Annotated in this window: 17 protein-coding genes, 1 tRNA gene and 1 pseudogene; 11 read left to right on the top strand and 8 right to left on the bottom strand. The window is 55.2% G+C overall.

Annotated elements, in window-relative coordinates; genetic code table 11:
- Window positions 1-99: 99 nt before the first annotated feature.
- A complete protein-coding gene (locus tag SK51_RS08045) occupies window positions 100-2,235 on the bottom strand; it encodes an ornithine decarboxylase (RefSeq protein WP_023306924.1) in 2,136 nt (711 codons plus the stop codon).
- A 181-nt stretch (window positions 2,236-2,416) separates the two neighbouring features.
- Here SK51_RS08045 and SK51_RS08040 point away from each other — a divergent pair, with 181 nt between their 5' ends.
- The 3 genes and pseudogenes from SK51_RS08040 to SK51_RS08025 all read left to right on the top strand — a co-directional run bounded on the left by SK51_RS08040 (window position 2,417) and on the right by SK51_RS08025 (window position 4,641).
- On the top strand, window positions 2,417-3,130 hold the full coding sequence (locus tag SK51_RS08040) for a DUF554 domain-containing protein (RefSeq protein WP_003862452.1): 714 nt from the start codon (window positions 2,417-2,419) through the stop codon (window positions 3,128-3,130).
- Window positions 3,131-3,225: 95 nt separating this feature from the next.
- Window positions 3,226-3,301 (top strand) — tRNA-Phe (locus tag SK51_RS08035).
- Window positions 3,302-3,822: 521 nt separating this feature from the next.
- Window positions 3,823-4,641, top strand: a pseudogene (locus SK51_RS08025) (DUF4225 domain-containing protein).
- Here SK51_RS08025 and SK51_RS08020 read toward each other — a convergent pair.
- The 3 genes from SK51_RS08020 to SK51_RS08010 form a co-directional block, all read right to left on the bottom strand.
- Window positions 4,619-4,945, bottom strand: a complete 327-nt coding sequence (locus tag SK51_RS08020) for a hypothetical protein (RefSeq protein ID WP_023298582.1) — start codon at window positions 4,943-4,945, stop codon at window positions 4,619-4,621. The pseudogene SK51_RS08025 and the gene SK51_RS08020 sit on opposite strands and share 23 nt — an antisense overlap.
- A 401-nt stretch (window positions 4,946-5,346) precedes the next feature.
- Window positions 5,347-7,134, bottom strand: coding sequence for a hybrid sensor histidine kinase/response regulator (locus SK51_RS08015; protein WP_048206640.1), 1,788 nt, complete (start codon window positions 7,132-7,134; stop codon window positions 5,347-5,349).
- Window positions 7,131-7,763: a response regulator transcription factor gene (locus SK51_RS08010; RefSeq protein ID WP_003862456.1), complete on the bottom strand. Its 633-nt coding sequence runs from the start codon at window positions 7,761-7,763 to the stop codon at window positions 7,131-7,133. The genes SK51_RS08015 and SK51_RS08010 overlap by 4 nt, the downstream gene beginning before the upstream one ends.
- A gap of 175 nt (window positions 7,764-7,938) precedes the next feature.
- On the opposite strand from SK51_RS08010, the gene SK51_RS08005 reads away from it, so the two are divergent.
- Both SK51_RS08005 and SK51_RS08000 read left to right on the top strand, forming a co-directional pair.
- Window positions 7,939-8,253 (top strand): lipoprotein, encoded by a 315-nt coding sequence (locus tag SK51_RS08005; protein ID WP_003862457.1) that lies wholly within the window; start codon window positions 7,939-7,941, stop codon window positions 8,251-8,253.
- A 114-nt stretch (window positions 8,254-8,367) separates the two neighbouring features.
- Window positions 8,368-11,415 (top strand): autotransporter family protein, encoded by a 3,048-nt coding sequence (locus SK51_RS08000; RefSeq protein WP_023306928.1) that lies wholly within the window; start codon window positions 8,368-8,370, stop codon window positions 11,413-11,415.
- 61 nt (window positions 11,416-11,476) lie between these two features.
- Here the strand turns inward: SK51_RS08000 and SK51_RS07995 are convergent, their stop codons facing one another.
- Entirely contained in the window at window positions 11,477-12,004 is a 528-nt protein-coding gene (locus tag SK51_RS07995) for a helix-turn-helix transcriptional regulator (RefSeq protein ID WP_045308383.1), read from the bottom strand.
- 668 nt (window positions 12,005-12,672) lie between these two features.
- Between SK51_RS07995 and pgaA the strand changes: the two genes are divergently transcribed.
- The 4 genes from pgaA to pgaD are packed head-to-tail and all read left to right on the top strand — an operon-like array spanning window position 12,673 to window position 18,812.
- Complete coding sequence (gene pgaA / locus SK51_RS07990; protein WP_032676509.1) at window positions 12,673-15,111, top strand: poly-beta-1,6 N-acetyl-D-glucosamine export porin PgaA; 2,439 nt, start codon at window positions 12,673-12,675, stop codon at window positions 15,109-15,111.
- Window positions 15,112-15,119: 8 nt separating this feature from the next.
- Window positions 15,120-17,057 carry a poly-beta-1,6-N-acetyl-D-glucosamine N-deacetylase PgaB gene (gene pgaB / locus SK51_RS07985; RefSeq protein ID WP_023306931.1) on the top strand — a complete coding sequence of 646 codons (1,938 nt, stop codon included), beginning with the start codon at window positions 15,120-15,122 and terminating at the stop codon, window positions 17,055-17,057.
- Window positions 17,050-18,381 (top strand): poly-beta-1,6-N-acetyl-D-glucosamine synthase, encoded by a 1,332-nt coding sequence (gene pgaC, locus SK51_RS07980; protein WP_022649386.1) that lies wholly within the window; start codon window positions 17,050-17,052, stop codon window positions 18,379-18,381. Before pgaB ends, pgaC begins: the two co-directional genes overlap by 8 nt.
- On the top strand, window positions 18,378-18,812 hold the full coding sequence (gene pgaD, locus SK51_RS07975) for a poly-beta-1,6-N-acetyl-D-glucosamine biosynthesis protein PgaD (RefSeq protein WP_023306932.1): 435 nt from the start codon (window positions 18,378-18,380) through the stop codon (window positions 18,810-18,812). Before pgaC ends, pgaD begins: the two co-directional genes overlap by 4 nt.
- Before the next feature lie 52 nt (window positions 18,813-18,864).
- Here the strand turns inward: pgaD and gss are convergent, their stop codons facing one another.
- The gene (gene gss, locus SK51_RS07970; RefSeq protein WP_023306933.1) at window positions 18,865-20,727 is read right to left on the bottom strand and encodes a bifunctional glutathionylspermidine amidase/synthase; all 1,863 of its coding nucleotides are present in this window, start codon (window positions 20,725-20,727) and stop codon (window positions 18,865-18,867) included.
- Window positions 20,728-20,910: 183 nt separating this feature from the next.
- Between gss and yghU the strand changes: the two genes are divergently transcribed.
- Window positions 20,911-21,777 carry a glutathione-dependent disulfide-bond oxidoreductase gene (gene yghU, locus SK51_RS07965; RefSeq protein ID WP_023306934.1) on the top strand — a complete coding sequence of 289 codons (867 nt, stop codon included), beginning with the start codon at window positions 20,911-20,913 and terminating at the stop codon, window positions 21,775-21,777.
- A 76-nt stretch (window positions 21,778-21,853) separates the two neighbouring features.
- Complete coding sequence (gene fucR / locus SK51_RS07960; protein ID WP_023298593.1) at window positions 21,854-22,603, top strand: L-fucose operon activator; 750 nt, start codon at window positions 21,854-21,856, stop codon at window positions 22,601-22,603.
- Window positions 22,604-22,605: 2 nt separating this feature from the next.
- Here fucR and SK51_RS07955 read toward each other — a convergent pair whose 3' ends face one another.
- Both SK51_RS07955 and yghX read right to left on the bottom strand, forming a co-directional pair.
- Window positions 22,606-24,153 carry a methyl-accepting chemotaxis protein gene (locus SK51_RS07955; RefSeq protein WP_023306935.1) on the bottom strand — a complete coding sequence of 516 codons (1,548 nt, stop codon included), beginning with the start codon at window positions 24,151-24,153 and terminating at the stop codon, window positions 22,606-22,608.
- A 113-nt stretch (window positions 24,154-24,266) separates the two neighbouring features.
- Window positions 24,267-25,154: a YghX family hydrolase gene (gene yghX, locus SK51_RS07950; protein WP_023306936.1), complete on the bottom strand. Its 888-nt coding sequence runs from the start codon at window positions 25,152-25,154 to the stop codon at window positions 24,267-24,269.
- Window positions 25,155-25,219: the final 65 nt, after the last annotated feature.

Here is a 25,219-nt window from a genome sequence, read left to right as displayed (position 1 = left end):
CTCCCCTCACCCCGGCCCTCTCCCCAAAGGGGCGAGGGTGAAAAGACGGCTCCGTGCAATCCCCTCTCCCCTTTGGGGAGAGGGTTAGGGTGAGGGGCCCTACTTTAACACGTACCCATACAGTCGCTTGATCCCGTCGGCATCCTTCTCGCTGTAAACGCCCTGCAACTCTGGCGAGAAACCCGGCAGCATATTAATGCCCTCTTCCAGCGCCAGGAAGTAGCGCTGTACTGCTCCACCCCAGACTTCCCCCGGTACCACGCACAGCACGCCCGGCGGGTATGGCAGCGCACCTTCGGCGGCAATGCGTCCTTCGGCGTCACGAATACGCACCAGTTCGACGTTCCCGCGAATGTACTCCTGGTTGGCATCCTGCGGGTTCATCACCACGGCAGGCAGGCTCTCCTGGCGGAACATCGCCTTCTGTAAATCCTTCACGTTAAAGCTGACGTAGAGATCGTGCATCTCCTGGCACAGCTGACGGATCGTATAGTCGCGGTAACGCACCGGGTATTTCTGATAGATGGTCGGCAGCACATCCACGAGCGGCGTATCGTCTTCAATATGCTGTTCAAACTGCCCCAGCATCGCCACCAGCTGCATTAGCTTCTCCGCGCTCTCGGCTGGCGTCAGCAGGAACAGGATGGAGTTGAGATCGCACTTCTCCGGCACAATGCCGTTTTCGCGCAGGTAGTGGGCGAGAATGGTCGCCGGAATGCCGAAATCGGTATAGTGCCCTGTTTCCGCATCAATGCCCGGCGTGGTCAGCAGCAGCTTGCACGGATCGACGAAATACTGCTCGCGGGCATAGCCTTCAAAACCGTGCCATTTTGCACCCGGTTCAAAACTAAAGAAGCGACGCTCGCTGGCGATAGCCTGCGTGGGGTGATCCTGCCATGGCCGACCCGCCACCACCGGTGGGATAAAGGGTTTGATCATATTGCAGTTGGCGATGATGGCCTTGCGCGCTTCAATGCCCAGCTCGACGCATTCAGCCCACAACCTGCGTCCGCTCTCACCCTCGTGGATCTTGGCGTTCACGTCCAGCGCCGCAAACAGCGGGTAAAACGGGCTGGTGGAGGCATGCAGCATGAACGCATTGTTCAGCCGCTTGTGCGGGCAGAAGCGCGATTGACCGCGAATATGGTTATCCTTTTTATGGATCTGTGAGGTTTGCGAGAACCCGGCCTGCTGTTTGTGGACCGACTGGGTCACGAAAATTCCCGGATCGTTCTCGTTCAGTTCCAGCAGAAGCGGAGACGTTTCCGCCATCATCGGGATAAATTGCTCGTAGCCGACCCAGGCGGAGTCAAAGAGGATGTAGTCGCAAAGGTGACCGATCTTGTCGATCACCTGACGGGCGTTGTAGATCGTGCCGTCGTAGGTGCCGAGCTGAATGATCGCCAGACGGAACGGGCGCGCCTCGGCGGCTTTCTGCGGCGCGACGTCACGGATCAGTTCCCGCAGCCAGGCCTCATCAAAGCAGTGTTCATCGATCCCGCCGATAAAACCAAACGGATTACGGGCTGCCTCAAGATAGACAGGCGTTGCCCCGGCCTGGATCAGCGCCCCATGATGGTTGGACTTATGGTTGTTACGATCGAACAGCACCAGATCGCCACGGGTCAGCAGCGCATTGGCCACCACTTTATTGGCCGCCGACGTGCCGTTCAGCACGAAGTAGGTTTTATCCGCGTTGAACACTTTCGCCGCGAACTTTTGCGCGTGCTTGGCAGAACCTTCGTGGATCAGCAAATCACCGAGCTTCACGTCGGCATTGCACATATCGGCACGAAACACGTTTTCACCGAAGAAGTCGTAAAACTGCCGCCCGGCGGGATGTTTTTTGAAAAAGGCGCCGTGCTGGTGACCCGGACAGGCAAAGGTGCTGTTTCCCATCGCCACATACTGGCTCAGGGTGTCAAAAAAGGGTGGCAGCAGGTTCTCTTCATACCGGCAGGCGGCAGATTCCAGTTCCAGCAATTCTTGTGCTTTACCCGAGATGATCGCCGTGACACCCTCTGGCACCTCTCCTGGCTCTGTTGAGAACATAAATACCGGTAGCTGAAAGCCCGTACGCTTCAGCAACGCAAGAATGCCGCTGTAGCTTTCAACAACCGTAATGACGACTGCCGCCACATCGGTGAAATCGGTGTTATCCAGCATAACCTTTTCGCGATGCGTAGAAACTTTGGATACCAGCTCACGGCTGACGGCAATTTTCATGGTTTTCATAAGCGCAAATACCCTCACCGAACGGTGAGACAGGAAGGAGAAAATTCGCGCAATCATGTCACCTTTTATTTTCAGGTGCAAGAAGGAATCAGTATGCGTTACGCCTCCCAAAGCTAAGCATAATCAGGGACGGACGTGCCATAATCATGCAATGCCAGTGCTTAAATAACAGGAGTTAAACGTGGTGATTGGACCCTTTATCAATGCGGGAGCCGTATTGCTGGGCGGTGTACTTGGGGCAGTATTAAGCCAGCGGTTGCCGGAGCGTATTCGCGTCTCCATGCCCTCCATTTTTGGCCTGGCGTCGTTAGGGATTGGTATCCTTTTAGTGGTGAAATGCGCCAACCTGCCGGTGATGGTACTGGCGACACTGCTCGGCGCGCTGATCGGCGAGTTTTGCTATCTGGAAAAAGGCATTAATCACGCGGTAGGCAAAGCCAAAAATCTGATTGCCCGACCGGGCAAGGCAAAGCACGGCACGCACGAGTCGTTTATTCAGAACTACGTTGCGATCATTATTCTGTTCTGCGCCAGCGGCACGGGGATATTCGGTTCGATGCAGGAAGGGATGACCGGCGATCCCAGCATACTGATTGCGAAAGCGTTTCTGGATTTCTTTACTGCCACCATCTTTGCCACCACTCTCGGCATCGCCGTCGCCGCGATTTGCGTACCGATGTTGCTTATTCAGCTAGCGCTGGCCACCTGCGCCACGCTGATCTTGCCGCTGACGACGCCTGCGATGATGGCGGACTTTACCGCCGTCGGCGGCCTGCTGCTGCTGGCGACAGGGCTGCGCATCTGTGGCATCAAGATGTTTGCAGTGGTGAACATGCTCCCTGCCCTGCTGCTCGCGATGCCGCTTTCCGCGCTCTGGACGCACTTTTTCGCTTAAGTTTGCGACGAAATGGTGAGAGAGTGTGCAGTCTGCAACGAAAACAACAAATTTCGTTGACGTCGGAGGGAGGATCGGGTTTAATGCGCCCCGTTGCCCGGATAGCTCAGTCGGTAGAGCAGGGGATTGAAAATCCCCGTGTCCTTGGTTCGATTCCGAGTCCGGGCACCACTTATTTATAACCCTCGCTTCGGCGGGGGTTTTTGCTTTCTGAGTCAGCAACTCGTTGTTTGAACAGTAATTACCGCCCTTATCTCTCCTCCGGCCCCGCTTCCCGGTGGTACAACTGGCGTTGTTTACCGCCTTTACCGCCACACAGAAGCAGAAAAACCTGACCTTCACCGATCTATTTGAGCATTACAAATGCACATATCAATTGGACAGAGCCCGACAGAGCGGCATCACGTATCCGTGATTACCCCCCATCGGCTAACTGTTTTATTAGATTCATCGGTGGTAAATCCATCCGGGACATCCTGAAAAGTGACCTTTCGGCGTTCCGTACACTGCTGGAACAGGCCCTGGCTAACCGCAGTAAAGTAGGCCGAGGAACGAAGCTGTAAAAAGCGACTTCTACTTCAGACACCGTAACCACATTGCTACTATATTGTGTGTGCGTTGGCACGCATGGCTGTCATGGGGGCGTTTATCAGTCTAAGCAGAGGCCGGTAAAGCAATTGAGAGGAACTACAATGGATGCAGCATTACTTAACATGATGCGCTCAGATGGAAGAAATAAAGCCTGGGCGGAAACTATGGTGAATATGGAAGCCAGGAAACTGGTAAATACAGCCAACACTCTGTCGGCTTTTCATCTCAGCGATAGTTTGACTCGAATGAAGTTTGTTCAGGAAATTCGGGACCTCATAGAACATCAGTTTACGTTAGCTCGTCGGGCTAAATCAGATGAAGAATGCATGTAATGCGTTAAAATTCTCAGAGAAGAAAACAGTAACATGCTGGAACAAGCGCGTTTATTAAGAACGAAGGCAGCGAAGCTTTACGCTAAAGTCGAGTTTATCCGAGAGAATAACAAAATTGTTGGGTATGTGATCTCGGCTGTTAGTGTTGTCCTGGCCGGTGCTGAAATAGCCGCAGGATTTACCCTCATAGGCACTATGACCCCTCTCGGGGTTCTTGCTGGTGCGATTCTGGTTACTGACGGGACAAACAGCATCAGTAAAGAAGTGGCTCGCTACGCAACTAACAACACTACCAGTGAAGGGCTGGTCGCGAATGCCGCGATGTCTACAGCTGAGTTTATGGGCTTTAGTCGTGAGAATGGGTTAGGTGTCTACAAATCAATTTCACTGGCCGCTAATGCGTACACCATTTTTGGCTTGTTACGGCGACCTGGTACCTGGCGACTGTTTCGTTATCTCCCTGCTGACTATTACCGAAAGGTGAGCACACTGAGCCGCCCGCAGCTTACAATGAAAATAGCGGGTTATGGCGTGAAAGCTAAGATTATTTTTGATCTGTTGTCCGTCAGCGACCCGTCCCAGAATTAGTCAGCATTTTACGATAACGCCAGGATTTGTAGCCAAGTTTTGCTGGCGTTATATACCAGATGAAAGGTAGTACAATCAATAATGTGAGCGCAAGTGTCAGGCTTGTATCCTTGGATGCAAGTAAAAGAGTTAAAGCCAGTATGATGAAGGCAATAATAGTTATCCACTTCATAGCCTTAAAACGATTGGCCAGATCATGAGTTACGCTATCAAACGAACCACCGTAATTTTCAATATTGTTTTTTAACTTTTGAAGATCTCGTTTGCTAAAACCTGATTTTAAAAGTGCCTCTTCGCTGGTCATTCTGTTATCCGTCCCATAACTCACTGAAACCTGTGACGAAGTTTAACTTAATTTGGCGGATAAATCGCTACCTGACGATATTCGTCAAATTTATATATATCAACGAGTTGAAGATATCTTAGAGTATACGCTCGAAAACTGACATTATTGCCCACTGCGGAACTTCGCTGGTAGCAACTCTAATGACTCCTTCGGGGCCGTTTCCAACATCTCCCGCCCTGCCCGGTAGAAGCAACATGCAGATCACCACAGGAGGCTGAATCATGCACGATGAAATCATTAATCAGGCCCGCGAAATCCTCCCTCAGCGGCTCAACCATACCGACACATTGGCGTCACAGCAGGACACCGCGTACTATCTGGCCCTACAGTGAAGCGCAATGCTGCTATTATCTATTCCCCTATCCACGACACCCCGACCACTGCGTCAGCAGCGCATGCAGATTAGCCGGCTCAAGAGGCTTGCGGAGCACCAGATACCCCTCCTGCTCCGCCTCCAGCAGAACCGGTGAATTAAATTCGCCGCTGACTATCGCGCCGCTCATATCCGGCAGACGGTCAAAAAGCGCTTTCAGGATATCGAAGCCGCTTTCGCCGGATCGCAGACGCTGGTCGCACAGCACGGCGAACGGCGTAAAGCCGTCGTCGATTATGGCAAACGCTTCTTCAGCCGAGGCCGCACAGCGTACGTCGATTCCCCAGATGTTCATCAGGCTCTCCCAGGCAGACGTCACCAGCGGGTCGTCATCGACGACCAGGCAGGAACCGTGCAGGGGCGCATAGCGTACCGGCGTGGCGGTGTTGTCAGCGGCGGGCGGGATATCCAGGGCGCTATCTTCGCCAGCATATTGGGTGAAGCGCATCCAGAAGCGTGAGCCTTTACCTTCAATGGATTGCATCTCGTATTTCACCTTCATCAGCTTGGCACAGCGGGCGACTACGGCCAGTCCCAGCCCGTGTCCGGCGCTGTCGATCTTCCATGCCAGCTCGGGGCGGTAGTAAGGTGAGAAGATTTTGCCCTTCTCTTCATCGGCGATACCGACTCCCGTGTCCCACACCTCCACCATACACTCGTCACCGCGCGGTCGGATGGCAACCAGCACCCCGCCCTGGAGCGTGTAACGAAGGGCGTTTTGAATCAGGTTAATCAGGGACTGTCGCACCAGCAGCGAATCGCCCATCACGTAGATACGGCGTTTAGGCCGCCGGATGCACAGCCTAAGCGCGCGGCTGTTGGCCTCTTCGCGAAACAGCGTGATGACCGTGTCGAGCAGAGCACCGATATCCACTTTGGCCGGGGCAGAGAGGACATTCCCGGATTCTATTTTGCTGAGATCGAGCAGAGAGTTGAGCATTAAATGTACCGAGCGAACGCTCTGCTGCAGGTCAAGAAGCTGTGGCGACAGGCTGTCGTCCCGGTTTCGGTGGAGGATGGCTTCGATCAGAAAGCCCATAGCGTGTACGGGCTGGCGCAGATCGTGGCTGGCGGTGGTCAGAAACTGATTTTTATCCAGCAGTGCCTGCTCCGCGTCCTCTTTGGCCTGACGAAACTGTTCCGCCAGGCGTGAGCTTTTTTCCTCAAGCAGTGCCTGCTGAATAAAGAACGCATGGGAAGTTAACGCATGGCGGTAAATTGCGAAGCCGTAAAGCAGATTCAGCATGAGCACGATGAACATCAACTCATCCAGCCGCCAGATAATACCGAGGTTCAGCACCCCCCAGGAGGCGAAGAAAAAGCGCGTAAAGGTGCTGATGACCGGCGTCAGATGCGTCGCATTGGCGGCGACGATAGCGGCGATGCTGATATTAAGTAACAGGAAAAAGTCAAAATTCTGCGTCTGTGGAGTAATTAAATAGAGCGAAGAAATGCCCAGCCCGTGAATAAAGGCGATATTATTAATACGCGGAAGCCAGCGTCGCAGGACGTCCCTATCACCGTTTTCTTTCGCTTCACGCTGATAGCGTCGGTGCAATAGTCGTATCGCCACGGCACATAGCAGATAAATAATTATCCAGATAATCGTTGGGCCGAGGTCGTCCCCAAGCATATAAATCCAGATGGCGAAAGGAATACCCACAAAGGGCACAGCACTAAAGCTAAATACCAGCCGCAGAAAGGTGTTGTTTAGCAAACGGATCTGCGCCGGAGCAGAGATACCTTCGTTTTGTAAGCTCTGGAAAAACCTCATTCTGACGGTTCCTGCTTGCCGTGCAGAAGCGTGATGGCTTCGACCCGGCTGTTAACACCTATCTTTTTCAATATATTGCTGATGTGTTCTTTGACCGTGGGCTCAGAAATTGAAAGCTGCGCGGCGATTCGTTTATTTGGCAGGCCACGCATAATCATATTTAATACGTCTATTTGTCGCGGCGTTAAGTTAAATTTACTTAACTTCTCATTATTTGCCTTAACGGAAATTTCGTTTCCCTCAGGAAACCAGGTCTGATTATCAGTGAGTGCGAAAACGGCCCGCGAGAACATCTCAGGTGGCTCGCTTTTCAATACAAAACCGTGGCCCCCGGCGGCATTAACTTTGCGCCAGATGTCATTATTGTCATCCCCGCTGACCACCAGGAGTCGTACCTGTGGGTAAAGTTGTTTTACTTCTTTGAGTAATTTCAGGGCCGTTCCGGAAGAGAGCCAAAAATCGATTACCAGCAAACGTGGCGGGCCATGATCCCTAATTTGGCGGTAGCAATCATCCTCATTCGTCACCACACACGCCTGTTTAAACTGGCAATGTGTAATCAGAAAATTGGCGATGCCGCTTGCTACCAATGGATGGTCATCAACGACTAACGCATAATTCTGTCCCAAAGGAGCCTCCTTTTACCTTCGCATATCTTAGAGTACAGATGAATTATTATCTACCCACCCTACTTTAGGAGGGTTTTTTCGATTAGGAAAGAGAAATATATTATTCGCTGATTTGGGTAAAAGAAAACATAAATACAATCAGTGAAATTAACTGGTTGGATATCAAGGATAATTTATGAAAAAACCACTAATCGTTTTAACCGTTACGTTGATGCTAGCCGGTTGTTCCACGTTGAAAACCGATCAGGCTATTCCACTCCTGCAAGCGGAGACCGCTAAAATGCTGGGACTGGGCTCATCGGATGAAATAACCGTGACCAACGTTAATGGCGCCCAGCCGGACGCACTGGGAGGACAAAAACTGTCTTATCGCGCCACGACAGAAAAAGGGCGTATTTTCGATTGTTCATCAATGATGATGCCGGGGATTTTAGGATCCGCACCGACGCTAAGCGCGCCTACCTGTACACCTGTTGTCACACATAAATAATTAACGCCGCATCAAAAGGCGTACATAAATAACGCCTTTTACATTTTCTGACGTATCTGAGTTTTCATAAAAACGATTTTCCAGACATCACGCTAATGAGTACGGAGATAGCCCGTGAATAACTCTACATCGCATGCTTTAGCGGTTAAGACGCCGCTTTCCAGACTTTACCTCGCTCTATTTTCCGCGCCGCTGTTACTGTTTTTACCTGCCGATATCGCGCGTGCAGCCGATGCCTTTTTTGATGGCGACTCGCGTATTACCGAAACGCTGGGTTACACCGGAGATGTTTATGTTGGACGTAATCAACGCGGAAACCTGCTGATCGATAATGGCAAAATCACCGCCTATAACATCAATATCGGTCGGCTGTTCGACGGCAAAATTAATGAAAGCGTGGTCACGGTCCGTGGGCCAGACGCTGAGCTTAACGCGGTGAACGATCGGTACGTCCTGCGCGGCGACCTGAATCTTGGCCTCGGCACCCTGCGAGTCGAAGAGGGCGCGCTGGCGAGCGCAAAGGAGATCGTTGTCGGCACCACCCGGGGCTACGACAGCCACCTTATCGCCACGGGTGCCGGCTCTCGCGTGACCAGTAATTTTCTGAGCGTAGGCACCGATCTGGGCGCACGCTCCACGCTGGCAATTGAGGACGGTGCGGCGCTCAATACCGCCTACGATGCGCGCATCGGGAATGGTACCGGGCCGGGTGAAACCGACACGCTGAGCCCGAAAGCCACCGTCACGGGGAGTGGCTCACAGTGGAACGTTGGCCGTACGTTGACGCTTAATGGCGACCTGGACGTACTGAACGGCGGAGCGGTTAACGTTGGCGGCGTGCAGGTGGCAGGCGTCTCCGGCGCAGGGAAAACCGCCGAATTGGTTATTGCGGGCAAGGACTCGCGCTTTACCAGCGGCAGCAGCGTGAGCGTGGGCGATTACGGCAATGGCGTGCTGTCTGTGATTGACGGCGGTTCATTTTCCGCTGGCAGCAATGCGCTGATCGTGGGGACATCGGGTTCCGGCTCGAACCGGGGTGCGCTCATCATCGGCAGCCGCGGCAATATGGACACCGGCACGGGTTTAACTGAGCCAACGCCTGGCACGGCGGGCGGCGCAGGTACCCTCGATGCGAAGACGGCAATCAGCCTGCGTGGCGGACTGTTCGGCAGCTATGTCTACTTCAACCATACCGACGGAAATTACATCTTCAGCAACACGATGAGCGGTGAAGGTGATGTGATCAACACCTCCGGGCAAACGACGCTGAACGGCGATCTTTCCGCACTCAAGGCGAACGTAACCGCGCGGGGCGGTAAAGTTATCATTGCCAGCAATATTAATACCCAGCCAGAAGACGATATTTTTGATGTTCAGACGCTTAGCGCCGAGAACGGCGGTACGCTGATCCTCAATGCGACGGCGGGTTCAGACGTCAGCGACGGGGTCGGTTACAGCAGCGCCGCGTCAATCAAGTCCGGCGGCACGCTGGGCGGCAACGGCACGCTGGGCCAGACCGAGATCCTGTCTGGCGGGCATATCTCGCCGGGCGACGGCAATATCGGTACGTTGACGCTGAAACGCTATCTGAACTTTATCGGCGAATCCTTCTATGACGTAGATATCGCGGGAGATGGCAGCAGCGACGAACTGCTGGTATCGGGCAAAACCACCATCAGCGATCGGGCTAAGGTACAGGTCACCGCGCTGGATCCGCAAACCAGCTATAAAACGGGCCAAAGCTACCGCATTTTGACCTCCGACGGGGGAATTGACGGTGAGTTCGCCGGAGCGATTTCCAAATCCGCCTTCCTGAACGTGGCGCTTGAGCAAAGCACCAACGCTGTCGATCTGACCATCGCGCAGAAAGAAACCGGTGGCGAAAATCCTGGGGGCGAGAACCCTGGCGGTGAGAATCCCGGAGGCGAAAACCCGGGCGGTGAGAATCCCGGAGGCGAGAACCCGGGCGGTGAAAATCCCGGAGGCGAAAACCCGGGTGGTGAGAATCCTGGCGGCGAAAACCCGGGCAGCGGCAAGCCGGGCATTTTCCAGACCGTGGCCCAAAGCAGCAACCAGTGGAATACCGCTGGCGCGCTCTCCACGCTGACGCAAAGTGGCCCGTCGCTGGCGCTGTATAACTCGCTGTTGCTGCTGAGCGCGCCGGAAGCGCGCGAGGCGTTCAACCAGCTGTCTGGCGAAGTTTATCCATCAATGCAGTCCAACCTGATCGCTGGCAGCACGCAGGTGTTTAACGTGTTAAACCAGCGTATGCAGCGCGCGTTTGATAACGACAGCCTGCCGATCCCACCGTTAGCCATGTCGCTGGTGCAGCAGCCGGAGCCGCAAAACAATGGCGTCTGGGGCCAGACCTTCAGCTCCTGGAGCCGAAACAGCGGCGACGGAAACGTGGGCAAGCTGGACGGCAACACCACCGGCTTCCTGCTGGGGGCAGATCGCAAGCTTGCGGACCATAACGTGCGTGTCGGCGGCTACTTCGGCTACAGCCGGGGTGATTACGACGTCGACAGCCGTCGCTCCTCAACGGATACCGACAACTATCACCTTGGCCTGTATGCGGCGGGTCAACAGGATGCGTTCTCCCTTCGCGGCGCGCTGGGTTACACCTGGCACAAGATCGAGGGCGAGCGCAATGTTGATTTCAGCGGCTTCTCGGATCGGCTGAAGTCAGATTACGACGCTAACTCGCTGCTGGCGTTTACCGAAGCGGGCTACCGTTTCGGCCAGCCAGACAGGAATATTGAGCCGTTCGTCAATTTATCGTACATCCGGCTGCATACCGACAGCTTCAGGGAAGACGGCGGTGCCGCTGCGCTGAGCGTCCGTAACGAAACGATGAACACCTTCTATTCCACACTCGGGGTGCGCGGTGTGACCGAGCTGCCGAAGAACGTTAACCTCTACGGTTCGCTGGGCTGGCAGCACGCTTATGGCGATAAGAATACCTCTTCGCGCATGGCGTTTGCGGGCAGCGACGCGTTCATTACTCAGGGGCAAGCCGTGGATGAGGACGTAATGGTGGGTGATATCGGCGTGAGCGTACAGCTGTCGCGTGCTGCGACGCTGGATGTGGGTTACCAGGGACAATATGGTGCGGATACCCGCGTCAACTCGGTGAACGCCAATCTGCGCTGGTCGTTCTGAATTATTTCCATTAAAAGAACCCGCCCTCGTGGCGGGTTTGTGCTTTTGGCTTCTGACGAAGCTAGGGATCGTTCCCAGCCGCGTCCAGCAGTTTGTTTTTGAAGATAAACAAACACGCCTCGTTGAAGTTCCCTGCCCCTAACCGCTCCGATAGCGCCGTTCGCTTGCGATAGAGGCTTTTAACCGACATATTCAGCTTATCTGCAATCTCTTCCATTGACCTCCCTGCCTTCAGCAACCGGAGCATTATCGCTTCATGTCTACTCAGCCGTAAGTTAAGCAGCCATTTGGTTGTCAGACGCCAGCCTTTCATATCAAGCACCAGATTGAATAACGACGCCATATCCGGAGGCGTAAGCGACGTGTTCATAAACAGCTTCATACTGTGCAGATCCTCCTCTCGAGGGCGCATATCCAGCATAACGCAGCAGATGGTTTTTCTCGTTCTGGCCGGATGGCGTATCAGGTAATCATATAAACGGAGCGGCGTACGGCTATCAATCAGTACAGTATATTCATTTGCGTCGGTATCAAATATGTTTCTGTCTATCGAACAGAGGCAAATTATATCCGGGAAAAATAGCCGCATCCCCCTGACAAGGAAACAATCCTGAGTCACTAACACTATTGAAGTCGCCACTAATCATCCCTTTTAGATTAAAGCAAGCCCGCCTCTTAAGAAACAAGGACGCTTTCGTTTATAGCGCTTTACATTAACGGCAAATGTTTTCTGGCTTTGATCATCCCTCAATATGACATTGGTGAGCTAGACTTTTTGCAGACTATCACTCAATGCCTGTCGTTAATTATAAATAAAAAAGAATTTCAGAAAAGTCACTTCTCCGAACATTAAGAATTTTTGTCATGAAACTTCCCAAACATGCCCCAGAAAGTACTTTAATTAACTCAGCAGAACTTCATTTCAAATATAAAAAAACTGCAAACAGCAAAAGGAAAAACATTTAATATCAATCAGTTAAAAAGAACAATCCTGCACTGAATTATCTAAAAAACTTACTTCTTCCAGAATTATCTCAAAACCTCCCGGCCGCTTTTCAACTTATTTATCCCCCAACACATCGGGTGTACATTAAGCCCAATCAGACCACTGAGATGAGGGCGCATAATTACCTTTAAGTAAGTACCCCATAACGTAGCATCATTCAGATTTAATGTTCTCCTTTATGCCCTTTAACGCAGAGTTAAAAGGCGGCCGTGTTATGCAATGGATTCACGATAAACAAATGGCAAATAGATATGGAAAGATCGCTTAGCTTCACTACGTTATTCTTTTATCGCACCACAATATTATTGTTCCTGCTTTTACTCTTTCCTGTTCTGGTTCAGGCTGATGAATCCGTTTATGAGCATCAGATACAACAGGCACGTAACGGTAATTACGCTCTGTTTCTTGATTACCTACAGCGCTATGAGCAACAGCATGCTTTAACACCTGGACAGGTTGCGGACTGGTTACAGGTAGCCTCCTGGGCAGGACGCGATGATGAGGTTATTCGAGTCTGGCAGCGTTATGGTATTTATATGCCGCTGCCCGCTCGCGCCATCGCTGCTGTCGCCCAGTCCAGAAGAAACCAAAAAGCCTGGCCATCCGCCTTATCGCTGTGGAAAGAGGCGCTCAGCCTTGCGCCGGATAACGACGATTACCGCATCGGCTATGTTAAGACCCTGGCCGATGCCCGCAGAGATCGCCTCGCGCTTTCGAAAGCCCGGCAGCTGGTTAAGGACGATCCTTCTCCCGCGCACCTTGAGACGCTCTCCTATGTCTGGATGCGCCAGGGAAAAAACGCGGACCGGCTGCTGGCGGACATGCGCGCGCTAAACGCCGCACCGGGGAATAACGCCCTTCTTCGCGAGACGATCGATGCGTTAACGGATAACCGGGTAAGCACACCCGCACTCTGGCTGTCGCAAAGCGCAGCGATGTCCCCCGCGGAGCGTCGCCGCCTTGAGCGTAACGCCGCGGCTGAAAAGGTACGCCTGGCGGATGTGCCTGGCAGAACGGAGAAAGAGCGGCTGCGGCTGGCACAAAACGCATTAGATCGCTATCACGTCCTGCTTTCCCGCTGGCAAAACGAACCGCAGGCGGCTGAAGACGTCATCCTTGCCCGTATCGATCGGCTTGGCGCGCTGTATGCGCAGGGTGATTACCGGCAGGTTATTAGCGAATATGAGGCGCTGACGACCGCACAGCATCCGGTGCCGGACTGGGCCATCGGCTGGGTGATCTCTGCATATTTGCAGGAGAAAAACACCGTCGCCGCCTTCTCGCTTGTACAACGCTATCCACACTACGCCTCCGATCCGCAGGATGAGGAGCATGCGCTTTTCTACGCCTGGCTGGATACGGGGCAGTATCAAACCGCCCGCCGCTACGTTGAGCGCGAGACCCGCAGCGTTCCCTGGACCCGCTACGATTTCGGATCCCCGACCGCTCAGCCGAACGATCGGTGGCTCACCGGACAGTCACTCAAACTTAACTATTTGCTGGCGACCAACGCCCTGCCGGAAGCCGAAAAGCTGTCGTATCGTCTGGCGTCAACGGCGCCGGGAAATCAGGGATTACAGATTGATTATGCCGCCCTGCTTCAGGCCAGGGGCCTGCCGCGCGCGGCCGAGCAAAAGCTTAAACGAGCAGAGGCGCTCGAACCCACGAATCTGGAGCTTGAAAAACAGCAGGCTTACGTCGCAATGGACCTTCAGGAGTGGCGCCAGATGGATTTACTGGCTGATGACGTAATTGCTCGCGCCCCCGCCGATCGCAGCGCCCGCCGCCTGGACAGGCTCAGAGCGGTCCACCATATGTCAGAGCTGCGTCTGAACGCGGGTAAAGGATTGCACTCAGATAACCCCGTCAGCGGTAGCCACGACATGAGCTGGGACGCCACGCTCTATGGCCCACCCGTGGCAGATAACTGGCGGCTATTTGCTGGCGCCCGCTATGCACAGGGGAATTTCGACGAAGGTAAAGGCATCAGCCGCCACCTGTTGGGCGGCGTTGAGTGGCGCCCACGTGACCTCACGCTCGAAGCCGAGCTCTCCAGCAACCGCTATCACGGCACAAACAGGCCGGGCGCACGGCTCTCAACAACCTACAGCCTGAGTGATAACTGGCAGGTCAGCGGTAGCCTCGAGCGCTTATCACGCGCGACACCCTTACGGGCATTACGCAATGGGATCAGTGCCAACCGGGGTGAAGGTGGGGTGCGCTGGTATCAAAACGAGCGACGTGAATACCAGTTCAACGCCGCCGTCAGCCGCTTCTCAGACCACAACCGCCGTCAGGAATACACCCTCTCTGGGAAAGAGCGTCTCTGGCAGACCCCGACCCTGACGCTGGATCTCGAACCGGGGATCGCCGCCAGTAAAAACAGCCTGCGGAATACGCTCTATTACAACCCGGCACGGGATCTGTCCGTGACGGCAGCCCTGTCCGTTGACCATGAGATGTACCGCCACTACGACACCCTCTGGAGCCAGCTGTTCGTGGCAGGCGGCGGCAGCTACTGGCAGAAAAATCAGTCGCCTGGCGCCATTACCCTGCTGGGTTACGGGCAACGCATTCAGTGGAACAACGTTGTCGATACTGGCGTGATGCTGAACTGGGATAAACGCCCTTACGACGGCAAACGCGAGAGCAATCTCTCCGTCACGTTAGATGCGACTTTACGCTTTTAAGGATGAATATGCTGAATACACGTTTTTCTGTAAGCCTGATCGTCATCGGCTGGCTCTGCCTCAGCGCGAGTCTCTGCGCGCAGCCGCTCTCCTTTATGGCTCCTGAAGAGAGGCCGCAGCTGGAGGCCAGCAAACCCTGGCCGGAGAATCAGTTTCTGGTCCTGGCCTACCACGACGTCGAAGATGATGCTGCCGATCAGCGCTACCTCTCCGTTCGCACCAGCGCGTTAAACGAGCAGATAAGCTGGCTTTTGCACAACGGCTATCACGCCATCAGCGTGCAGGACATTGTGGATGCGCATGAAGGAAAAAAAGCGCTGCCGCCGAAAGCCGTTTTGCTCAGCTTCGACGACGGCTACAGCAGTTTTTACACCCGGGTCTGGCCCCTGCTTCAGGCCTGGAACGTTCCTGCGCTGTGGGCGCCGGTGGGCAGTTGGGTGGATACGCCGGCAAATCAAAAAGTTAACTTCGGCGGTCTGATGACGCCCCGCGATCGGTTCGCGACATGGGACATGGTACGCGAGCTCAGCCGCTCCCCGCTGGTTGAAATCGGCTCGCATACCTGGGCCTCGCATTACGGCATCCCGGCCAACCCGCAGGGAAGCCGTGAACCCGCTATCGCCAACCGTTTTTTCGATAACGTGACGGGGCATTACGAAACCGATGAACACTTCAACCAGCGGATCGCCGCAGACGTACGGAAAGTCACCGAAAAAATCACCCAGGTGACGGGAAAAGCGCCGCGTGCCTGGGTGTGGCCCTATGGGGCTGCCAACGGTACATCGCTCGCTATCGCCCAGAAACAGGGCTATCAGCTGGCCTTTACCCTGGAGGACGGGCTGGCAAACGTGCGCGACCTCGGCAACATCCCGCGCCTGCTGATTGCCGGAAATCCGTCGATAAAAACCTTTGCCAACACGGTTAGCCGCGTTCAGGAGTTTGACCCGGTGCGCGTCATGCATGTTGATCTCGATTATGTCTACGATCCCGATCCGGCCCAGCAGACGAAAAACATCAACAAACTCGTCCAGCGGGTCTACGACATGAAAATCAGCCATGTGTTTCTCCAGGCGTTTTCGGATCCGCGGGGCGACGGCAGGATCGGCGCGCTCTATTTCCCCAACCGTCGTCTTCCGGTCCGGGCCGATCTTTTTAATTTTGTCGCCTGGCAGCTACAAACCCGCGCGGGAGTGAAAGTCTTTGCGTGGATGCCGGTCCTCTCTTTCGATCTCAGTCCAGCCCTGCCGCGCGTGCAGCGCCGGGATCGCCAAACGGGAGAGTTGACCGTGGCCGCCGAGCCCTATATCCGGCTCTCCCCCTGGAGTCCACAGGTTCGCCAACAGGTGACGGAGATCTATGAAGATCTGGCCCGCTATGCCAGCTTCAACGGGATCTTGTTCCATGACGACGCGGTGCTGACGGACGTTGACGATGCCGGGCAGGAGACGACGCGCCAGAAAAGCCAGCAGCTTATCGGCTTTACCCGCACCCTGAGCCAGGCGGTGAAAAACATCCGTGGCCCGCAGATCAAAACCGCGCGCAATATGTTCGCCCTCCCCATTCTGCAGCCCGAAAGCGAAGCGTGGTTTGCGCAAAATCTGGATGATTTTCTGTCGGCCTACGACTGGACGGTGCCGATGGCAATGCCACTGATGGAGTCCGTCCCGGCAGAAGAGAGCAATGCCTGGCTGACGCGTTTAGTCAACGCCGTCGCCGCACGCCCCGGCGCGCTGAATAAAACGATTTTTGAGCTACAGGCCAGGGACTGGGCGCAGAAACCGCAGCGTGCCGTAGCCGATGAACGTCTGGTGGAGTGGATGCAGGTGCTCCAGCTGAACGGCATCAAAAATTACGGTTATTACCCCGACGACTTCCTCAACAACCAACCTGATATTTCGCGTATCAGGCCTGAATTTTCTTCGTACTGGTATCCTGACAATGACTGATCGCATTATCGCCTTCTCTATTTTGTGTCTGGTATTCGGGTTGCCGTTAGGCGTAGCCGCGCTGTTTACCGGCGAACTGATTCTGGACTTTGTCTTTTTCTGGCCGCTGTTTATGTCCGTGCTCTGGGTAACCGGCGGCCTCTATTTCTGGTTTCAGCTTGAACGGCACTGGTCGTGGGATAACGCAACACCCGCGCCTGCCTTAGCCGGTGAACCGTTAATCTCGATTCTTATTCCCTGCTTTAATGAGGAACGCAACGCACGGGAGACCATTAGCGCCGCGCTGGGTCAGCGGTACTGGAATGTTGAGGTTATCGCCATCAACGACGGCTCTTCGGACAATACCGCGCAGGTGCTGCATCAACTGGCGCAGGAGCAGCCGCGCCTGCGGGTGATTAATCTCGCTGAGAATCAGGGGAAAGCCGTGGCGCTCAAGGCTGGTGCGGCGGCGGCCCGGGGCGATCTGCTGGTCTGCATTGACGGCGACGCCCTGCTCGATCGCGATACGGCCGCGTATCTGGTGGCACCGCTGATTCAGTATCCCCACGTTGGGGCCGTCACCGGAAATCCGCGTATTCGCACGCGCTCAACGCTGATTGGTCGTATTCAGGTGGGCGAGTTTTCTTCCATTATTGGTCTTATCAAGCGAACGCAGCGGATCTATGGCCGGGTCTTTACGGTCTCCGGCGTCATCGCCGCCTTTCGCCGACAGGCGCTGGCGGATGTCGGGTACTGGAGCCCGGATATGATCACAGAGGACATTGACATAAGCTGGAAGCTTCAGCTGCGCCACTGGGATATCTTTTTCGAGCCGCGGGCGCTGTGCTGGATCCTGATGCCGGAGACGCTCAAGGGGCTGTGGAAACAGCGTCTGCGCTGGGCTCAGGGCGGTGCAGAGGTGTTTCTGGTTAACCTGCGCAAAATGGCCCGCTGGGAGCATCATCGGATGTGGCCCCTGTTTCTCGAATACGCGCTATCAACGCTGTGGGCGTTTGCCTATGGAGCGACCGTGGTGTTGTTCATTCTTAGCCATATTATCCCTCTTCCCGCGAACCTGGCCGTTGCGAGTCTGTTTCCCCCGGCGTTTACCGGGCTGCTGCTGGGGGTGATGTGCCTGCTGCAATTCCTCGTCAGTTTGTATATCGAGCGGCGCTACGAGCGGAAAGTGGCAGGCTCGCTGTTCTGGGTGATTTGGTTCCCGATGGTGTACTGGATGATTGGCCTGTTTACCACCCTCGTGGCATTTCCGAAAGTCATGCTTAAACGTAAACGCGCCCGCGCGCGCTGGATCAGTCCGGACCGGGGAAAAGGGAGCATTCAATGAACGAGAATACGTTAATTTTGACTGAACATCGGCTGGCACCGCGTCTTTTCGATGCCGCACTAACGCTGATAGCCTGGGGAGGATTCCTGTTTTTCCTGTATGCCAGGCTGTGGATGCAGTTAACCGAGGCGAGCGATCACCGCTGGAGCGTGATTATCGCCTCTTTTAATACAGTACTGGTCTATCTGCTGATTGCCGCGTTCAACGGCTGGCTGCTGATCCTGTGGTATCAGTACAATCGCCGCCGCGCGCATGTGAGGCGGCGTCATCCGCAAATGTTGCGCCATGACGAGCTTGCCCAAAGTTTTAACGTCACGCCGCAAATTATGTCCGAGATGAGCCAGTACAACCTGCTGACGGTCTATCATGACCAGATCGGCCGCATCATTGATCTGAAGATCAGCGAGCAGCAGGTCGAGGAAGAAGAGTAATAAAAAGCCCCCGCAGCATACCCTGCGGGGGCTTTTTTATAACAGGGAGACGTTATTTATCCTTCACCACAATCAGCGGTTCAATATCGCTCTCTTTCTTCACCACCAGCGAGTCATCCCCACGCAGACAGGTTCCGCCATAGTTTCCGCCCACGGTAAAGGTGCAGACCTGTATGTATCTGCCGTCAACCTTTGGCAGGCACCATAGCTGCTGGTAGATATTTTTGCGGTCAACAAACTTGCCGCTGGACTGGTCCAGCAGTTGATCCTGGGCGCCGATCAGATCGATATTGCTCCCGCAGCGTCCGGCTATCGGTTTAACGGCATAGCCTGTCCGTTTCAGCAGCGCATTCACCTCAAAATCGGTATCCAGCAGGTAACGGTGGTTCGGGAACAGCTGCCACAGCACCGGCAGGATCGCCTTGTTACCTGGGATCACCGTCCACAGCGGTTCAAAGACCAGCACTTCCGGGCGCAGCAGGACGTCAATCAGGCGCACTTCACCTTGCGGGTGACCGGTACGGATGGGCACGGCGGCGTACTCGGTTTCGCTCACCTCGCGGATCTGCTCGATCGCCGTTTCCCACGCCCAGGTTTTCCATACGCAGTTGACGTGACGGCCTTCATCATCAATCAGTTGCCCGGCAGCATCCCAGCTCAGCGCGCCCAGTCCATGCAGGATTTTGGTTTCAAACCCGGCCAGGATCAGCGAGCGCTGAATAAAGAGCGCGTGGTAATCCTCTTCGATATCGTTGTCCTGCATGATATGGACGAACGGCCGCGCGTGGCTGTGCTTCCAGGCGCCGGTCAGCTCCTCCAGCAAGCCTTCCGCCGGATTGTGGCCGGTGCCGCGATAGCCGTTTTTCACCCACTCTTCAAGAATCAGCCCGCCCTCGGTATGGCAGGAGGCGGAGTCCGCGTTGTACTCGTAAACCTTAATGCCGCGCTCATCCATGCAGAAATCCATACGACCGGTGATCATATGGTGACGACGCCACTGCCACGAGAGGCGCAGACGCGGCCAGAGAATTTTCGGGATGTCGAAAAGCGCGAGTAAGCTGTCGTCTTTCAGCACCTTGTCGGTGGCATGAAGGTACATCAGGTGCAGTTCGTTGGTGGCTTTGATCAGCTCCTGCTCGGCACTTTCGGTAATGGTGAAGTACTGGCAGGGATCGTTGTTAATAACGTGGCCGTTCGCGCGAACGTACGCCTGTTGCAGGGCGTCGTTTTCATTGAGCCATTTTCCGTCGAACTGACGGTTGTTCTTCAACCGCGCGCCGCTGATTTTCAGCAGCTCACCGTCGATCTCCGGCTGAGGTATACTGTGTTCCGTCTCCTCCGTCTGGATCATCCAGCCGAGGATCTCGGTATCGCTGAACGTATCATGAAGCGTATAGCAACCGTTCTCAACGCTCAGACGCAGCTCGCGCGTCCACTGCTGCCCCATCGGCAGCGGGGAGTGAATAACGTTCTGCTCGGCAATGCGCACTTTGTCGTCCAGCAACTGGGTGATGACGGCGACGTGGCCGGTCTCTTGAAATTCACCGCCCTTTTGCCAGATGAGCAATGCACCGGCCTGCGGCGCGCGCTTCGAGCCATTAGCAAAGGCCTGTAGCGGCAGGATGTTGTCATTCACCACCTGGCGTAAAAAACGCAGGGAGAAGATCTCCCACGCCATCCCGACATCGGTAAAGACAAACCCGTGGTTGAGAAACAGGAAACGGCGCGCAAACTCAACGCACTGCCATTTATGGCCCATGTATTCGTTGCCGATATAGCTGCGGAATTCCGCGTCTTCCGGGTAGTGCCGCGGATCGAGACTGCCGTAATTTGAAGAGTAAATCGCCACGCCACCCGGCGCATAACCTAATAACGTCCCGAAGGGTGCGTCACTGCTTAACGTTCCTTTACGCATGTGTCCAACCTAAAACAGGCAGGCGGCAATTTTTTTGTGGGGTTGTCGTCGTCTGCACGTTGTAATTAACTGACAGAGGTGGCGTTATCATACACCCGCCCTGCCCATTACGCTCGCATCGTTAAACGGTTCCCCTATCTCCTGCTACACTGCCTCAACACAACACCAAAAAGGCAGGCCAACATGTCAGATAACACCTATCAGCCACCGAAAGTGTGGGAATGGAAACAGAATAACGGCGGCGCGTTCGCCAATATCAACCGTCCCGTCTCGGGCGCTACGCACGAGAAAGAGCTGCCTGTGGGCGAGCACCCGCTCCAGCTGTACTCTCTGGGTACGCCGAATGGACAGAAAGTTACCATCATGCTGGAAGAGCTGCTGGCGCTGGGCGTGACGGGCGCGGAATACGACGCATGGTTAATCCGCATCGGTGAGGGCGATCAGTTCTCCAGCGGTTTTGTCGACGTGAACCCGAACTCGAAGATCCCGGCGCTGCGTGACCACTCCACCACCCCGCCGACGCGCGTCTTTGAATCCGGCAATATCCTGCTCTATCTGGCCGAGAAATTTGGTCACTTCCTGCCAAAAGATCCGGCAGGACGAACGGAAACCCTGAACTGGCTGTTCTGGTTACAGGGCGCGGCCCCGTTCCTCGGCGGCGGTTTTGGCCACTTCTATAACTACGCGCCGGTGAAGATTGAGTACGCTATCGATCGCTTCACCATGGAAGCTAAACGCCTGTTCGACGTGCTGGACAAGCAGCTGGGGCGCGGTCGTTATGTAGCGGGTGAGGAATATACCATTGCGGATATGGCAGTCTGGCCATGGTTTGGCTGCGTGGCGCTGGGCAGCGTCTACAACGCCGCCGAATTCCTCGACGCCGGGAAGTACACCAACGTGCAGCGCTGGGCAAAAGATGTGGCGAATCGCCCGGCCGTTAAACGCGGGCGCATTGTTAACCGCACCAACGGCGAGCTGAACGAGCAGCTGCATGAGCGCCATTCAGCGAGCGACTTCGATACCCAGACGGAAGATAAACGTCAGGATTGACCCATGACCGGGCGGTTCGCCGCCCATCTTTTGCGATGAGAAAAATCAGTCAGCACGCGTGCGCAAGGATCCTCGAATGTCAGACCAGACGCTAAAAGCGACCCGACAGCAGAGCATCATCACCCTGCTGAGTAAAAGTGACTGGCTGACCACCGATGCCCTGGCTGAAAAGCTCTCCGTCAGCAAAGAGACGATCCGCCGGGATCTGAAGTCGTTACAGCAGCAGGGGAAACTTCTGCGCCAGCACGGGCGTGCGCGTCTGATTCACCCGGACAGCCGCGACAGCGGTGAACCCTTTGGCGCACGCCTGAAAAGCCATTATGCCGACAAAGCCGATATTGCCCGACACGCGCTGGGCTGGATCAGCGAAGGGATGACCATCGCCCTCGACGCCAGCTCGACCTGCTTTCATCTGGCGCGCCAGCTTCCGGATATCGAACTCACCGTGTTTACCAATAGCCTGCCTGTCTGCCACGAGATGGCAAAGCGCGAGCGGATCACGCTTATCTGCTCCGGCGGAACGCTTGAGCGTAAGTATCGCTGCTATGTTAATCCGGCGCTGGTGACGCAGCTTAAAGGGCTGGAGATCGATCTGTTTATCTTCTCGTGTGAAGGGGTTGATGAGCATGGCGTCCTTTGGGATCCGTCCGAGCACAACGCGGGCTTTAAGGCGCTGCTGTTAAACCGGGCCAGCCAGTCGCTGCTGCTGATCGACAAAAGTAAATTTATGCGGGCAAGCGAAGTGAAAATCGGTCAGCTGTCGCAGGTGACACAGATTATTCAGAGCGATAAATGTCAGGCCGCCAGAGACGGCCTGACGCGATGATGTTACGCGGAGAGACGGAACTTCTGCACTGAGCGCTGGAGTTCTTCGGTCTGCCGTTCCAGTGCAGCCGCAGCGGCGGAAACCTGCTCCACCAGCGAGGCATTCTGCTGGGTCACGCCGTCCATCTGCGTGATGGCTACGCCGACCTGAGAAATACCTTTGCTCTGCTCCTCTGACGCGGTGGCGATCTGCTTCATAATGACGGTCACCTCCGTCACGTCGCGCAGGATAGCTTCCATCGTCGTGCCGGTATCGTTCACCAGCTGCGCCCCCTGCTCCACGCGGGCAACGGAATCCGCAATCAGCCCTTCGATCTCTTTTGCCGCATTCGCGCTGCGGCTGGCCAGATTACGCACCTCACCCGCCACGACCGCAAAACCGCGCCCCTGCTCCCCGGCCCGAGCCGCTTCCACCGCGGCGTTCAGCGCCAGAATATTGGTCTGGAAGGCGATGCTGTTGATAACGGTAGTGATTTCAGCAATTTTCTTCGAGCTGTCCGAAATGCCGCTCATGGTCGTGACCACATCGTCTACCAGCGACCCGCCGCGGCTGGCCGTACTGGAGGCGACATCCGCAAGCTGGCTGGCCTGGCGCGCGCTTTCGGCGTTCAGCTTCACCGTTGCGGTAAGCTGTTCCATGCTGGCCGCGGTCTCTTCCAGCGCAGCGGCCTGCTCTTCGGTACGCGAAGAGAGATCGTTATTCCCGCTGGAGATCTCCGTTGCCCCGCGCCAGATATTCTCGCTGCCGGAACGAATCGTGCTGACCGCCTCCCGCAGGCTGTCCTGCATGGCGCTCAGCAGCGGAACCAGTTGCCCCACGCAGTTGCGGCCAATGGGCTCAATCGGCTGGCTGAGATCGCCCTGCGCAATCTGGCGGAACTGCTGACGGATACGCTCCAGCGGTTTTACCAGCAGCGCCACCAGGTAGCGGTCGGTGAACAGCAGGATCAGCAGACCCACGAGCGTGGCGGTGATAATCACCGTCCGGGTCATGCTGGTCAGGCTGTCGACCACAACGCGCGTACTGTCGAGCGCCTTCACCGCAGAATTGTTAAAGTTCTCAACCGCGGCGCCAAACGCGCGGCTTAGCGGCGGCGTAACGTTGTTGGCATGCTGACGATAGCCTTCGAGCGTCGCCTGCTTTGCCTGCACCATCTGAGGCGTAACGCCCCGATCGAGCAGCGCCTGCCAGGTGGAAATCACCTGCGCAGAGACCTTTTCATCCATCGGGCCCGGGGAGATAGCCTTCATCTCTGCCAGCTTTTTACTCATGTTATCCAGCGCCTGCTGAGCAGGAGCCAGGTCCGGCGTGCCGCCCGCTGCTTTAGCTTCCATCGCCCGGCTCAGGCGGGTGACGAAACGGAAATACTGATCGTTGCCCTGGCTCAGCACCGTCATTTGCCTGACCAGCTGGCGGTCAACGTCATTACCATCAGAAACACGAGACAGAGACCAGGTGCTGTAAAGCCCCACGCCTGCCCACATGACACAAAAGATCCCCAGTACCGTCAGCATGACGAAACGGATGGTGAAATTACGAAGCATCTTCATTGAGTATTCCTTGCCGTGAGGGTGAATTCGCCCAGAGGCGAGTACTACCCTCGTTATCGGCAGGGACAGGGGAAAAGATAACCCTTTGTGATGATTTATTTAAGCAGGGCTTATCATTCCAGATATTTTTTAAACCAGCTTAACGTTCTTGACCAGGCCAGCTCGGCTGCGGGCTGGTCATAGCGTGGGGTAGAATCGTTGTGAAATCCATGGTTTACGCCGGGGTAGATATACGCTTCATAAACCTTATTATTTGATTTCAGCGCGGCCTCATAGGCAGGCCAGCCCTCGTTAATATTTTTGTCCAGCTCGGCATAATGAAGCAGGAGCGGCGCGCTAATTTTTGGCACATCCTCCACCCGCGGCTGACGACCATAGAAGGGCACCGCGCAGTCGAGTTCCGGATACGCTACGGCGGCGGCATTCGATACGCCGCCGCCGTAGCAAAAACCGGTAATCCCCACCTTCCCGGTGGCTTCCGGATGATTTTTCATAAACTCTATGGCGGCAAAAAAGTCGTTCATCAGCCTTGTCGGGTCGACCTTCTGCTGCAAAACCTTTCCTTCGTCGTCGTTGCCGGGGTATCCCCCCACCGAGCTCAGGCCGTCGGGAGCCAGCGCGATATACCCCGCTTTCGCCACGCGTCGTGCCACGTCTTCAATATACGGATTCAGCCCCCGGTTCTCATGCACGACCACTACCGCGGGCGTTTTCGCGGTAGCTTTGGCCGGCTTCACCAGGTAACCGCGCACTTCGCCGTGACCATTGGGCGAGGGATAAGTGATGTATTCCGGAAGAATATCGGGATCGGTGAATTTAACCTGCTCCGCGAGGGCGTAGTTGGGTTTAAGCATATTAAACAGCATCAGCGCCGTTACGCCGCCTGCGGCATAGCGCGCCGCGAGATTCAGAAATTCGCGTTTGCTGATTTTACCGTGGGCGTAATAGTCATAGTAATCAAGCAGCTCTTGCGGAAAATCTTTGGCAGTCAGGCGCGTCATCGCTTATCTCCATGATTTATGATTTGATAAGCTTAGAATAAAAACGCTGTTTCGAAAATTCACCG

Origin of the sequence: Enterobacter sp. MGH85, from assembly GCF_001037655.1 — a bacterium.
GTDB classification, from domain to species: Bacteria; Pseudomonadota; Gammaproteobacteria; order Enterobacterales; family Enterobacteriaceae; genus Enterobacter; species Enterobacter intestinihominis.
This window is presented reverse-complemented; position numbering and strand designations above follow the sequence as displayed.